The organism is Terribacillus saccharophilus (genome assembly GCF_046592895.1).
Taxonomy (GTDB): domain Bacteria; phylum Bacillota; class Bacilli; order Bacillales; family Amphibacillaceae; genus Terribacillus; species Terribacillus saccharophilus_D.
Map to the genome: position 1 here is coordinate 760,148 of NZ_JAWVPU010000002.1, position 14,164 is coordinate 774,311.

General features: G+C 46.4%; 13 protein-coding genes. All 13 read right to left on the reverse strand.

Features of this window, described 5'->3' with window-relative positions:
- The 13 genes from SFC66_RS09620 to SFC66_RS09680 all read right to left on the reverse strand — a co-directional run bounded on the left by SFC66_RS09620 (nucleotide 1) and on the right by SFC66_RS09680 (nucleotide 14,159).
- Nucleotides 1-1,044, reverse strand: a complete 1,044-nt coding sequence (locus tag SFC66_RS09620; protein ID WP_411218467.1) for an ABC transporter permease — start codon at nucleotides 1,042-1,044, stop codon at nucleotides 1-3.
- Nucleotides 1,044-2,576, reverse strand: coding sequence for an ABC transporter ATP-binding protein (locus SFC66_RS09625; protein WP_411218468.1), 1,533 nt, complete (start codon nucleotides 2,574-2,576; stop codon nucleotides 1,044-1,046). The genes SFC66_RS09620 and SFC66_RS09625 overlap by 1 nt, the downstream gene beginning before the upstream one ends.
- Before the next feature lie 152 nt (nucleotides 2,577-2,728).
- Nucleotides 2,729-3,805: a BMP family lipoprotein gene (locus SFC66_RS09630; RefSeq protein ID WP_411218469.1), complete on the reverse strand. Its 1,077-nt coding sequence runs from the start codon at nucleotides 3,803-3,805 to the stop codon at nucleotides 2,729-2,731.
- Between the two features lie 215 nt (nucleotides 3,806-4,020).
- Entirely contained in the window at nucleotides 4,021-6,333 is a 2,313-nt protein-coding gene (locus SFC66_RS09635; protein WP_411218470.1) for an FtsK/SpoIIIE family DNA translocase, read from the reverse strand.
- A 154-nt stretch (nucleotides 6,334-6,487) separates the two neighbouring features.
- Nucleotides 6,488-6,697 (reverse strand): YlzJ-like family protein, encoded by a 210-nt coding sequence (locus SFC66_RS09640; protein WP_411218471.1) that lies wholly within the window; start codon nucleotides 6,695-6,697, stop codon nucleotides 6,488-6,490.
- Entirely contained in the window at nucleotides 6,694-7,425 is a 732-nt protein-coding gene (locus SFC66_RS09645; RefSeq protein WP_411218472.1) for a ClpP family protease, read from the reverse strand. Before SFC66_RS09645 ends, SFC66_RS09640 begins: the two co-directional genes overlap by 4 nt.
- 100 nt (nucleotides 7,426-7,525) lie before the next feature.
- Nucleotides 7,526-8,389 (reverse strand): 4-hydroxy-tetrahydrodipicolinate synthase, encoded by an 864-nt coding sequence (gene dapA / locus SFC66_RS09650; protein WP_411218473.1) that lies wholly within the window; start codon nucleotides 8,387-8,389, stop codon nucleotides 7,526-7,528.
- Nucleotides 8,390-8,421: 32 nt separating this feature from the next.
- Nucleotides 8,422-9,630, reverse strand: coding sequence for an aspartate kinase (gene dapG, locus SFC66_RS09655; protein ID WP_411218474.1), 1,209 nt, complete (start codon nucleotides 9,628-9,630; stop codon nucleotides 8,422-8,424).
- Between the two features lie 9 nt (nucleotides 9,631-9,639).
- Nucleotides 9,640-10,689, reverse strand: coding sequence for an aspartate-semialdehyde dehydrogenase (locus SFC66_RS09660; RefSeq protein ID WP_411218475.1), 1,050 nt, complete (start codon nucleotides 10,687-10,689; stop codon nucleotides 9,640-9,642).
- A 121-nt stretch (nucleotides 10,690-10,810) separates the two neighbouring features.
- Complete coding sequence (gene dpaB / locus SFC66_RS09665; RefSeq protein WP_411218476.1) at nucleotides 10,811-11,401, reverse strand: dipicolinate synthase subunit B; 591 nt, start codon at nucleotides 11,399-11,401, stop codon at nucleotides 10,811-10,813.
- 14 nt (nucleotides 11,402-11,415) lie between these two features.
- Nucleotides 11,416-12,294 (reverse strand): dipicolinic acid synthetase subunit A, encoded by an 879-nt coding sequence (dpaA, locus tag SFC66_RS09670; RefSeq protein ID WP_411218477.1) that lies wholly within the window; start codon nucleotides 12,292-12,294, stop codon nucleotides 11,416-11,418.
- 401 nt (nucleotides 12,295-12,695) lie between these two features.
- Complete coding sequence (locus SFC66_RS09675; protein WP_411218478.1) at nucleotides 12,696-12,926, reverse strand: YlmC/YmxH family sporulation protein; 231 nt, start codon at nucleotides 12,924-12,926, stop codon at nucleotides 12,696-12,698.
- A gap of 18 nt (nucleotides 12,927-12,944) precedes the next feature.
- A complete protein-coding gene (locus SFC66_RS09680; RefSeq protein ID WP_411218734.1) occupies nucleotides 12,945-14,159 on the reverse strand; it encodes a M16 family metallopeptidase in 1,215 nt (404 codons plus the stop codon).
- Nucleotides 14,160-14,164 lie beyond the last annotated feature (5 nt).

Consider the following 14,164-nt stretch of genomic DNA (forward strand, 5'->3'; position numbering starts at 1 on the left):
TTATTTTTTCTCCCCTTTTTTCAATTGCAGCAGTGCCCAGCGAATGATGAAGCCGGAAGCAACAAATAGAATGATCAATGCAATGACGATTTCGATGATCTCATTCGGCACGCCAGCTGTGGACATATTGAGCGAGCCCACTTTCAAGAATCCGAAAAGACTGGCTGACAGCACGACGCCGAACGGGTTGTTTCCGCCGAGGAGCGCTACTGCGATTCCATCAAAACCGAGGTTAGAGAATGCTGTATTCGTAAAAGCATGGCCAAAGCTTCCAAGACCCTGCATCGCGCCCGCAAGACCTGCGAACAGACCGGAAATCAGCATGGAAACAACGATATTTCTTTCGACTTTCATTCCGGCATAGTTGGATGCATGCTGGTTGAAACCGACAGCTTTCAGCTCGAAGCCAAGCTTCGTGCGTTCCAGGATGACCCACATCACGACAACCATCAATAATGCAACGATGAAACCAAGATGTAAACGTGATCCGGTCAAGCCGATCAGAAAATCATTGGTCAAGGATGCAGACTGTTTGACTGGCTCCGTGGTTTCCTGATTTTCTGTGAGAACAGAACGGATCATATAGTTCGTAACGTGCAGCGCTACATAGTTCATCATGATGCTGACGATAACCTCATGCACGCCGAGTTTCGCTTTCAGGATACCTGGGACGAAAGCCCAAAGCGCTCCGGCTGCCGCTGCTGCAAGCAATGCTAGCGGCAAGTGGATGAAAGCAGGTGCATCGACGCTAATACCTACCCATACAGCTGCGACCCAGCCGACAAGTACCTGGCCTTCAGCGCCGATATTGAACAAACCAGTACGGAAAGCAAAAGCGATTGCCAAACCGGTCAAAATATAAGGTGTGATACGATTGACTGTCTCGGACATAAAGAACGGGCTGTCAAATACGCCATTCCATAGTGCCTGGTAGCCAAGGATCGGATTGTAGCCGAATATAAGCATGATGATTGCACCAGCAACCAGACCTAAAATAACGGAAATGATTGGAATGAGGAAATTAAATTTTGTGCTGGAAAACATTAGTTTTGCGCCCCTTCTTTCTCAATCTTCGAACCTGCCATCAATAATCCTAGCTCCTGTTCATTTGTTTCTTTCGGATCGACTGTTGCAATGATCTTCCCGTCGAACATGACAGCGATGCGATCACTGACATTCAGGATTTCATCTAACTCGAAGGATACAAGCAATACAGCTTTCCCTTGGTCACGCTGTTCGATCAAGCGCTTATGAATGAACTCGATCGCACCTACATCAAGACCGCGAGTTGGCTGAGCGGCAATCAATAAATCCGGATTGCGATCTATTTCACGTCCGATGATTGCTTTTTGCTGATTCCCGCCCGATAATGCGCGAGCTTTAGTCAAATGACTAGGCGTGCGCACATCGTATTCTTCAATCAAAGCTTTCGCCTTGTCAAAAATCCGTTTGAAAGAAAGAATGCCGCCTTTTGCATAAGGTTTTTGATAATACGTCTGCAGGACGATGTTTTCCCCGACGGAGAAATCCAGCACCAAACCCAGCTTGTGACGATCCTGCGGTATATGTCCGACGCCGCTTTCCGTGATGGCGCGAACAGGCATATTGGTGATGTCTTGGTTTTTCAATAGTACTTTTCCGGCTGTTTTTTTGCGAATTCCGGTTATTGCTTCAATTAACTCTGTTTGCCCATTTCCATCTACTCCGGCAATTCCGACAATTTCGCCTGCACGTATATCAAGATCCAATTCTTTCACCATATCCACATGGCGGGAATCCTGTACAGTGAGTCCATTGATCGAAAGAATCGTTTCCTTCGGTTCAGCAGGAGTCTTTTCTGTCGAAAAGCGGATTTCCCGGCCGACCATCAAGGATGCAAGCTCATTTGGGTTCGTCTCGGAAACATCCACAGTACCGATACCCTGCCCTTTTCTGATAACCGTACAACGGTCGCATACTTCCATGATTTCCTTTAATTTGTGCGTGATCAAAATGATGGATTTTCCTTCTTTGATCAGTGTCCGCAAAATGACGATCAGTTCCTTGATTTCCTGTGGTGTCAGCACAGCTGTCGGTTCATCAAGGATGACAACATTGGCTCCACGGTATAAAGTTTTCAGGATTTCCACCCGCTGCTGCATCCCTACACTGATATCACTGATTTTCGCAGTGGCATCGACTCGCAGTCCGTAGCGGTCGGACAGTTCCTGGACCTCACGTACTGCCTTTTTCATATCGATTTTCAAGCCTTTTTTCGGCTCGCTGCCAAGGACGATATTTTGTGCGACTGTGAATGTGTCGATCAGCATGAAGTGCTGGTGCACCATTCCGATGCCGAGTTTATTGGCAATATTCGGATCATTGATTTCGACTTTCTTGCCATCGACGCGGATTTCTCCTTTTTCCGGCTGATAAAGACCGAAAAGGACGTTCATCAATGTGGATTTTCCTGCACCGTTTTCACCCAGCAGCGCATGGATTTCTCCTTTTTTCACTTGAAGCGTGATGTTGTCATTGGCGACAATTCCGGGAAATTCTTTGCGAATGTTCAGCATTTCGATTACATAATTCTCCATATTTTACACTCCTTGTCGGAATTACGAACTTTCTTTGATTCTGTTCAAAAAAAAATCGTCAAATGAAGCGGGGAATTGTCTGATTAAAAGACGCTTCAGTTGAAGATTTTTTTATAAAGGGCTAGAGTGCGTACTCTAGCCCTTCTGTTTTCTTATAGAGAATCTACATATGCTTTCAGTTCGTCATCCGTAGTAGGAGCAGTCACATCACCATCGATGATTTTTTGCTTCCATTCGTCTACAGCTGTTTTGATATCGTCTGTGTATGCTTCTTTGTTTGTTTCTGCAATACCGATTCCATCATCTTTCAAACCGAAGGATACGATTTCTCCACCAGGGAAGCTGCCATCTTTGGACTGTTGTGCGACTTTGGCTACTGCTACATCAACTGCTTTCAGCATGCTCGTCAATGTCACGTTGTTGTCTCCGATTTGGCCTTCATCATACTGGTCACGGTCAACACCGATCACCCAGTAGTTTCCTTCTGGATCATTGTTTTTCAAATCTTTTGCTTGTGCGAATACACCATTACCTGTACCGCCGGCAGAATGATAGATGACATCCACGCCTGAGTTGTACATGTTGGATGCAATCAATTTACCTTTATCAGGTGCACCGAAGGATCCTGCATACTGAACATCCACTTCGATATCCTTATTGACTGATTTCGCACCAGCTACATATCCTGCTTCAAACTTCTTGATCAATTCACTTTCTTCTCCACCAACGAAGCCGATTTTACCGGATTCGGATTTCGTCGCTGCAGCTACACCTGCAAGGAAAGAGCCTTGCTGCTCTTCGAAAACGATGCTCGCTACATTATCTTTTTCTACGACTGAGTCAATGATGGCAAAATGCGTTTCTTTGTTCTGATCAGCAACTTTACTGATGTCCTCTGCAAGTTTGAAACCTACTCCGAAGATCAAATCCGTATTGGATTGCACAAGGCGATTCAAGTTTGCTGCGTAATCAGATGCACTGTTAGATTGAAGGTAATCATAACCTTCTTTCTCTTTTAGGTCGTTGTCTTTACCGAACTGTGTAAGACCTTCCCAAGCGGACTGGTTGAATGATTTATCGTCAATACCGCCAGTATCTGTAACCATTGCTGTTTTGAAGCCATTGCTGCTTCCGCCTTGCTCTGAGCTGCCGCCTGATCCACATGCGCTAAGCACGACGCCTACAACCAGGATCAAACCTAAAAGTACTGCATAACGACGCATTTTCAAGATAGTAACCCCCAAATATAGATTGATAGCTAAGTTGAAGCATGATACATAATTAGTAGATTAATAGGACATAATTACTACAATCCGCTTCACTCGAACATAATATAACATGCTTTTTACAGAAAATAAATACTTATTTTACAAAAAACACGAATATTCCTGTTTTTTTTGAGTCGTTTCATCTACATTTTGGTGATTTTCTCAAAAAATATGTCCTACGAAAGTTTATCTTCAGCCGACTTGGATACTAACACCTGTCGCGGTTTGCTCCCCTCATATGGTCCTACGACACCGCGTTCTTCCATCGCATCAATCAAGCGGGCAGCTCTTGTATAGCCGATGCGGAAGCGACGCTGCAGCATGGAAACACTGGCACTTTGCATATCCGTCACCAGGAAGACAGCATCATGGTATAAGTCATCTTCGACTTCGGTCTGCACATCTTGTTCTTCATCCGGGATCATGTCTGTCTGATATTGTGCTTTTTGCTGCTCGATGCAGTGATTCACGATATTCTCCACTTCATCATCCGAAAGGAAAGCACCCTGGATACGCGTCGGCTTGGATGAACCTACCGGAATGAATAACATATCACCCCGGCCAAGCAGTTTTTCCGCTCCGCCGCTGTCCAGGATCGTCCGGGAATCGATTTGGGAGCTCACACTGAAGGCAATCCGTGATGGTATATTTGCCTTGATGACACCAGTAATGACATCGACTGACGGACGCTGTGTGGCGATGATCAAATGAATACCTGCCGCACGGGCCATTTGCGCAAGTCTCGTGATGGCATCCTCCACTTCGCTGGATGCGACCATCATCAAGTCAGCAAGCTCATCGACAAGCACGACAATGAATGGCAGGAATGGCTGTTCTTCATCATTTTGTTCATTCTGCTTTTGGATATAAGCATTGTAGCCTTCGATATTCCTTGTACCGGAATCGGAGAACAAATCATATCTGCGCTCCATTTCAGCAACAACCTTCTTCAAAGCCCTGGAAGCTTTTTTCGGATCTGTCACGACAGGAGTGAGCAAATGCGGTATACCATTGTAAACATTAAGCTCCACTTTTTTCGGGTCGATCATCATCATCTTCACTTCATGCGGCTTCGCACGCATCAAGATACTTGTAATGATACCGTTGATACATACACTCTTACCGCTCCCGGTCGCACCAGCGACAAGCAAATGCGGCATCTTGTTCAGTTCTGCGACGATTGATTCGCCCGAAATATCACGGCCCAAAGCAAAACTCAGCTTGGAACCATTTTTCATCTGGCTGTTATCAAGCACCTCCCGCAGCGAAACACTCGCTACTTCTTTATTGGGAACTTCGATACCCACTGCAGACTTGCCTGGTATCGGTGCTTCGATGCGGATATCTTTCGCCGCAAGTGCGAGCGCAAGATCATCGTGAAGATTGACGATCTTACTGACTTTCACACCGGTATCGGGATATACTTCATATTTTGTCACGGCTGGACCGACATGCACCTTGCTCACTTTCGCTTTGACGCCGAAGCTTTGGAATGTTTGTTCCAGCTTCCGTGCAACAGCTTGAATTTGTGAGCGTTCCTGCTTTTGGCTGTTTTTCTTCGGCTGCTTCAGCAAAGTGATGCTCGGCAGCTGATAGTCCCTGTTTTCAAGCTCCGACGCAGGCAAGGCTTCTTTTTCATCAGTTGCCTCTTCTTCCGTCTTTAAGGGAGCCTCTTGTTTGGGTTCGATGATTTCAGGTTCTGGTTCAGGTTCTGCATAGGCAATATTCGTGAAATCCTGGATGATTGGTTCCTCGTAAATGGATTCCGTTTCTGCTTCTGCCGCTTCCTCTTTTTTGGCTTGGACCGGCTTCGGTTTTTGTTTTCTTCCCGATCGTTCCGTCCGTTTACGCTGTTTGTTTTCCGATAGCTTATCTTTCAATTTATCAGAAGATGCACTTGCTCCTTTTCTCACCATTGCGACCAGCTTTTGGACAACAGAAGAAAGGGAAGTATTGCTTAGTATCATTATCCCGATCACCACAAGGAAGAAGGCTATGATCTTTGCCCCAGTTGCAGAAAGTAAATAATAGCTCAAAGCGAAAAGGACTGCCCCGACCATCCCTCCGCCCAATGCGGCCGGATTGATCGTATCTTGGATATAAGCCAAATAGTAGTTCCAGCTCGTCTTGATGATCGATGGCTGCTCCACTTGAGACAGCTTGTCCTCGAATGCGTGAATATGGGTGAACAGGAGGATGCCGGCTGTTATTAAATACATCCCAATCAGTCTTTTGTGAAATAGATTCGGTTTCTTGCATCTGGCCATCAAGTAGATGCCGACGCCGCCCATGAAAATCGCAAGCAGGAAATACCAGCTTCCGAAGAAGAAGCGGAACAAATGCTCCAATGCATTCGGTATCGCTCCATCACTTATCGCTCCTGCTCCGCTGCCGAATACAGCAAGAAATACTAATAAAAGTCCAATCACTTCAAAGCTCATCACTTGTTTGAACTTGGTTTGTCGTTTTTTTGTTTTTCGTTTAGCCATTGTAGCGAATCTCCTTGTTTTGCATTGCTTATGTACTTCTTTAGATGTGAAGAAAACCCCTGCCAGCCGACAAGGGTTTTCAAAATCGCACGTCGATTTGCCATCTGCATTCAGTATAACATAGCAAACAAAAAGACGAACGTACGTATTCATTTTATAAAGAAAACAATTTTCCTGGTGCGCAGCTTTCATCAAGAAAATCGGCAGGATCTGTCGACATTAACTGGTGGACACGATACATCCCATTTCCCATATGCTCTGCTTGAACCGTTTTACCGTTGTACTGCATGATTTGATGTGACTGGAATTGTTCTGTCTCCACAGGGAAAATATCTTCTGCTGCAAGCGGTGTGTACAAAATCATTGCAATTCCCCGTTCAAAGTTGCTTTGCGCTGCTCCATCAATTCATTCAGCTTTTTCATCGCATGCTGGACTCCTCCGACTTCATGGATCAGTCCGTAAGATACTGCATCCGTTCCGACAACATTCGTCCCGATATCACGGGTTAGATTTCCTTTGGCAAACATAAGCTCTTTGAACTTGTCTTCTGTGATCGAGGAATGGGACGTTACAAAGCTGATGACCCGATCCTGCATCTTATCTAAGTATTCAAATGTTTGCGGTACCCCGATGACCAGCCCCGTCAGACGGATCGGGTGGATCGTCATTGTCGCAGTCGGAACGATGAAGCTGTAATCCGTGCTGACAGCAATTGGGGCGCCGATGCTGTGTCCGCCTCCAAGGACGATGGATACAGACGGTTTGGATAAGGATGCAATCATTTCCGAAAGCGCAAGACCCGCTTCGACATCGCCGCCGACCGTATTCATCAATACGATCAATCCTTCGATCTTGGGATTTTGTTCGATTGCGATCAATTGCGGGATCACATGCTCATACTTGGTTGTTTTGTTTTGCGGCGGCAGCTGCATATGTCCTTCTATTTGGCCGATGATGGATAGTACATGTACGCGAGAGTCTGGTGCTTGGGCAACCGAAGTCTGTCCGAGCTGCTGGATCTTTTCGAGTATCGACTTGCCGCCGGATTCTTCGTTTTCATTTTCTTGGTTATCATTTTGTTCTTTTGCCATGTGCCTAACTCCTTTCCATACTTGCTTTTAGTATGGACAGTGTCCCGCACGGCATACATAAACAAAGAAGCAGAAGGAACCCTCCTGCTTCTTGCGAATATCATTTCAATAGCTTGCTGATATTTTCTTTTTCTGCTTCTGTCAGTTCAACAAGCGGCAAACGGACACCGCCCACTGCGACACCTCTTTGATTCAATGCTTCTTTGACAGGTGTCGGACTTGGTGCTTGGAACATTCCTTCCATCACCGGCAGGATTTGCTGATGGATGCGGGAAGCTTCTGAGATATTTCCATTTTCATATGCTTTGAGCATGTTCTGCATCTCATTTCCGATGACATGGGAAGAAACCGATACGATACCATCACCGCCGATGGCTGCAACCGGAAGCGTCAAATCATCATCCCCGCTGTATAAGCTGAAATCGTCCGCAGTTCCAGCAATGACCTTCGTCATGCTGCTCAAATCCCCAGTCGAATCCTTCACAGAAACGATATTCGGAATCTTCGAAAGCTCTATTACCGTTTCTGCTTCAATTTTGACGACTGAGCGCCCTGGAATGTTATAGAGCATGATTGGAAGCTTCGTGCTATTGGCAACCGCTTCGAAGTGCGCATATAATCCACGCTGATTCGGTTTGTTGTAGTAAGGCGCTACGATCAGGGCTGCATCCACGCCGATTTCTTCTGCTTCTTTTGTCAGTTCGATGCTAGCTTGCGTGTCATTGCTTCCGGTTCCAGCGATAATCGGAATCCGCCCTCCAGCTGTCTTCACGACGTGCCGGAACAATGCCAGCTTTTCATCATGGGAAAGCGTTGGTGACTCTCCTGTCGTACCAGCTACGACTACGGCATCCGTCCCATTATCGATCAAATAATCGAGTAAACGGGTAGTTGCTTCATAATCAATTTGTCCCTGACCATCGAATGGGGTTACCATCGCTGTAATAATTTTACCGAATTTCATCTGAAAACTCCTCTACACTCAACAATTATCGTTTAACTCAGCTCGAATGTCGCATGAAGCGCGTTCACTGCTGCTACTAGATCTTTTTCATTGATCAATACCCAAATAGTAGTGTGACTATCCGCAGATTGCAGGATATCGATTTCATTATCCGTCAATGTTTGGACAATTTTTGCCGTCACACCAGGAATTCCTGTCATACCTGCACCAACAAGGGATACTTTCGCACAATTATTGATCACTTCCGGCTCCACGCCAAGTTTACGGAGGATATCCTGTGCCAGCATGACCTGTTCGGCTGCAATTGTGTAAACGACACCATTTGGCGAAATATTGATAAAGTCAACCGAGATATTGGCTTCGGCCATCGCTTTGAAAACACGGGACTGTGTTTTATAAGCATCCGTGTCGATTTCGATCTTTATTTGGGAAATCCCCGCAAGATGGGCAATACCTGTAATCAATCGATCTGGTATATCTTTGCCGGCAGAATCATCCCGGGACGAAGTGACCAGCGTCCCTTCGGAAAGTGAATTCGTCGACCGTACGCGCATCGGCACTTTTGCTTGCATGGCGATTTCCACAGCCCGCGGATGGACGACTTTTGCTCCCTGGTATGCAAGATTGCAGATTTCTGTATATGTGACTACGTCAAGCATACGAGCCTCTTCGACAACACGGGGATCGGCTGTCATGATTCCTTCCACATCCGTGAAAATATCGACATATTCCGCTTGTAAAGCAGCTCCGAGAGCAGCAGCAGATGTATCACTCCCGCCGCGGCCGATCGTCGTGATCTCCCCGTCTTCCGTCATGCCTTGAAAACCAGCTACGACGATGACATCATGCGCCTTGAGTTCTTCCCAAATGCGCTCGACCCGCATTTCTTTGATTTTCGCAGACGTGAATTCCTCATTTGTGATAAAACCAGCTTGTGCCCCGGTCAATGCAGCTGCCCGGATGCCTTTTGCATTGAGCGCATTGGAAAAGACGACAGAGGAGATGAGCTCGCCGCAGGAAAGCAGCAAGTCCTTCTCCCGTTTGGATATATACGTCTCACCTGGTACACCGATCAGCCCAAGCAAGGAGTCGGTTGCGTATGGATCTGGATATCTCCCGATCGCCGATACGACAACCACGACCTTATTCCCGTCCTGAAGGGCTGCTTCGATATGCTGGATGGCTTCTGCTTGATTATCCCTCACAGAAGTACCGCCGAATTTCTGTACTAACACTTTCATATTTACACCTCAGACTGTAAGCAAGTTATGCTGGATCAAGCGTTCCGCGATTTGGACACTATTCCAAGCTGCACCTTTCAAAAGGTTATCGGATACGATCCACATGTGGAATCCGTTGTCATGATCTGGATCCTTGCGCACTCTGCCTACGAATACTTCCTTCTTGCCAGCGGCAGAAAGCGGCGTCGGATAAGTTTGTGTGCTTGGATCATCTTCCAGCACGATTCCTTCCCCGGCTGCCAATTTGTCTTGGATCTCCTTGACAGTCAATCCGCTTTGGCCAAGCTCGACATACACACTTTCTGCATGGGAGGTGAATACCGGCAATCGTACACAAGTAGCCGACACATGAAGGTCTTCTGCGTGCATGATTTTTTTCGTTTCGTTGATCATTTTCATTTCTTCATATGTGAAGCCATTATCCTGGAATACATCGATTTGCGGTAATGCATTGAATGCGACCGGATAATGTTTTTTATCTCCTTTGACTGGAAGGACGTTTGCTTCCATGTCCTCTCCATTCAGGAATTGCTGTGCTTGGTTTTTCAATTCATCAATTGCCACTGCTCCGGCACCGGATACAGCTTGGTAAGTTGAAACGATGATACGGGAAAGACCGTAAGCAGCTTTAAGCGGCTCCAATGCCGCAACCATCTGGATGGTCGAGCAGTTCGGATTCGCGATGATGCCTTTATGCTTTTTCAGATCTTCTTCGTTCACTTCCGGAACAACAAGCGGTACTTCCGGATCCATACGGTAAGCACTCGTGTTATCGACAACTACCGCGCCGCGTTTAACTGCTTCGGGTGCCAATGCTTTGGAAACGGAACCGCCGGCAGAAAACAGGGCGATGTCGACACCTTCGAAGCTTTCCGGTTTTGCTTCTTGTACAGTATAGCTCTTACCTTTGAAATCTATTTGCTGTCCAGCGGATCTGCTGGAGGATAATAAGGATAGCTCGCCGATCGGAAAATCGCGCTCTGCAAGAGTTTCAAGCATCTTTTGCCCAACAGCGCCCGTCGCGCCTACTACTGCGATATGATAACCTTGCTGTGTCATGAAAAACCCTCTCCTCTGTCTATCTGAATGGATACGTTTATATAGTTGTTGCACTAGCTTGGATTTAACGCTAGCACTATTCTATCATAATTTTTCTGTGATAGGTTATCGTTTGAGGAGTTTAGGAAAAACGTTGGACGATTACCGGCTGCAGCTGCTTATACTGCAATGCGGCTTCGATCGTCTCTGGGAGCTTTGTCATATCGGCTACGAGGGAATTCGGTTTTTTGAATGGATCATCTTGCCCGAATGGGATGAAATACATGTATTTTGCAGCCATCAGCCGCATCAAGTTGACACCATTGAGCCCAAGGGCATCGTTTGTACTGATGCCGAGCACGATAGGTTTCTCATTCCGCAAAGTCGCTTTCACCGCCATCAGGACGGGACTGTCGGTCAGTGCATTGGCAAGCTTTGACATGCTGTTTCCTGTCAATGGCGCAACGACCATGCAATCCAGCGGTTCGCGCGGTCCCAGCGGCTCTGCTTCGGGTATGGTGCGGATGATTTTCGTGTTGGTCAACTCACTGATTTTTTGCAGATGATCTTTGGCATCGCCGAAGTATGTGTCGGTGAATTGAACGGTATTGCTGACAACAGGTACCACTTCCGCTCCAAGTTTCACAAGCTGTTCGATCTGCGGGAATATCTCGCTGTACGTACAATGAGAACCCGTGATGCCGAAACCGATCCGTTTTCCTGCTAAACTCATATACTATTCCTCCTTCAGCTGTTTGTTAAGATCTGTTTGATGACGACCGACAATATATTTCCGGCCGTTTTTGGAGCGACGATGCCTGGCAGGCCCAATGCATGAATCGCCTGGATGCCTCGTTTTTTGGCATACTCGAAATTCACTCCGCCCGGTTTGGAAGCCAAGTCGATGATCAGCGTCTTTGTTGGAAGCTGCTCGATTATGGCCTTTTTTACAACAAGGGCTGGAATTGTATTGATCAAGATATCACTGTCCTTGATCACTTCCGGAAGGCGATCGAGGAAAAATGCATGCATCCCCATCTCGCTTATCCGTGCTATATCAGCATCATGGATCGATCCTGCATGGACTTTGGCACCAAGTGCGTCGAATTTGCTTGCCACACTCGTACCGACGCGGCCGAATCCAAGCACCACAACCTTGGAACCGTGTATGGTGAAATCGGTATGCTTGATGGCCGTCATGATGGCGCCTTCTGCTGTGGGGATGCTATTGTAGATTGCAACATCATCCCTATCGAATAAAGACACAAGGCGCAGCTTACGTTTTTTGCATAAATCCGTCAGATAATCATTTGTTATTCCTGTGAAAATGACACAATCCTGTGGCAGATCATCCATCCAGCTTTCTGACAGCTGAATATTCTTATCGGAAAATACTGTCTCGATCTGTCCATCAGAACCTACTCCTGGTATCGGAAGGATGACTGCATCCAGACTTTTGGGATCAAGGTCTTCCAATTCCCGTTGAATACCGCCAGTGAATCCTTGGCTGATTTGTTCGAAGCCCACAGCAAATACAGATGCATTCGCACTGCATTGCAAGCTGCGAATCATCTCCAGGTAGCGGGCATCACCGCCGAGGACAGCGATCGTCAATTCAGTGGTCAAACTCTCACCTCGCTCTGCAGCGTATTTTCGATTTTCCTTTTAGAAAAGTTGCTTTCCAGTTATCATATGAGGATTACCGGCAGAAGTGATTGAATCGGGGCATCATGCGGATACAAAATAGCCGGGACATAAAACAATGTGATTATGGCTAAAGATTAGACAATACCGTTCACACTACTTCCCCCAAGCAGGAATGAGCTTGCCATTAGGGAGCTCACTTGGTCTCAACTTACACTTCAAAGGCTCACCAGCCACCTACCGGAAACCGGCGTGTATTTTCGGAGCATAAGACAGACACTGACTGCTCTTTGACAAAGCAAAAAAACCCCAATCAATACCAACGTTGCTTCGCGGTAATGATTGGAGTTTTTTAGTGCTAACAGACTTTTGTCAGCAGCTTCTTACGTATTTATAAGTATCATATGTTTCCCGATCGTCTGGATTTCCTCCCAGGCAATGCGGTGTTCACTGCTTTCTTTGCGCAACCCGAACCACTTATAATTCGGTATTAGGAAGGCATCGATCTTTCCTGTGACAGGGTTGAACTCGATATCCGTCTGTCCAAGCACACCTAAACGTTCGCCATTATTCACATCAATGATCTCTTTATCACCTATGTCCTTGAAACGCAAAGCAGTTCAGCTCCTTTTTTATTTCGGTGCAACAATCGCTGTTGCTTGTTCTTTGCCGAAAATTTCGTGAATGACTGCATCCACATCATCCATCGATACTCGATCGATTTTCTCGATCAACTCGTTCAAGGATGGGTGCTTGCCAAGCAGCAGTTCATTCCGTCCATTTCGGCTCATCCTGCTGTTCGTACTTTCCAGGCCAAGCATATAGTTGCCTTTTAGCTGTTCTTTCGTGTTATGCAGTTCTTTGGCTGTGATGCCATCTGCCTTCAACTTATCAAGCGTCTGCTGGATCGTTCCCTGCAGTTCATCGAGCTGTTCTTTGCCTGTTCCCGCATAAATGGTAAGCATACCGCTGTCCATATACGTACTATGATAGGAAAACACGGAATAAGCCAAGCCCTTTTCTTCCCTGACATCCTGAAACAGCCTGGAGCTCATGCTGCCGCCCAAGACATTGTTCACAACCATTAAAGGATAGCTTGATGGGTCATCCAACTTCAACCCTTCATATCCGATAGCCAAATGCGCTTGCTCTGTTTCTTTGGACCTGCTTATCACCTGTGGTTGGAATGATGGCATTACAAGCGCACGATGTGCTGATTCCGCTTGGAACGTTCCGAAATGGCCTTCCACTGTCCTGATAAAGGTTTCATCCACATTACCAGCAACGGAAACGACCATCTTCTCCGGCACATAATGCGTTTCTTTATACTTTCTTACTGACTCACTAGTAAAACTCATGAGCGTATTTTCCGTACCGAGAATCGGCAGCCCTAGCGGATGCTTACCGTAAGCAGCTTCAGCCAGCCAGTCATGAATGATATCATCCGGCGTATCTTCTGCCATCTTGATTTCTTCCAAGACGACTTTCTGTTCTTTCTCGATTTCTTCCTGGGCGAATTGTGATTCAAAGAACATATCCGCCAATACTTCCAAAGCAAATTCTTTATGCGTATCAAGCACTTTGGCGTAATAGCATGTATATTCCTTGGAAGTGAACGCATTGACCATGCCGCCGATGGCATCGAAAGCTTCTGCCAGTTCTTTGGCCGAACGTTTCTTGGTCCCTTTGAAAAACATATGCTCCAAGAAATGGGATAGCCCATTATTCTGCTCTTCTTCATTCCTTGAGCCTGTCAAAATCCAAATGCCGATCGTTACGGATCGTACGGACGGCATATTTTCCACTACAACTTTCAATCCATTTTTACACGTATGCTTTTGCAGCAAATTCA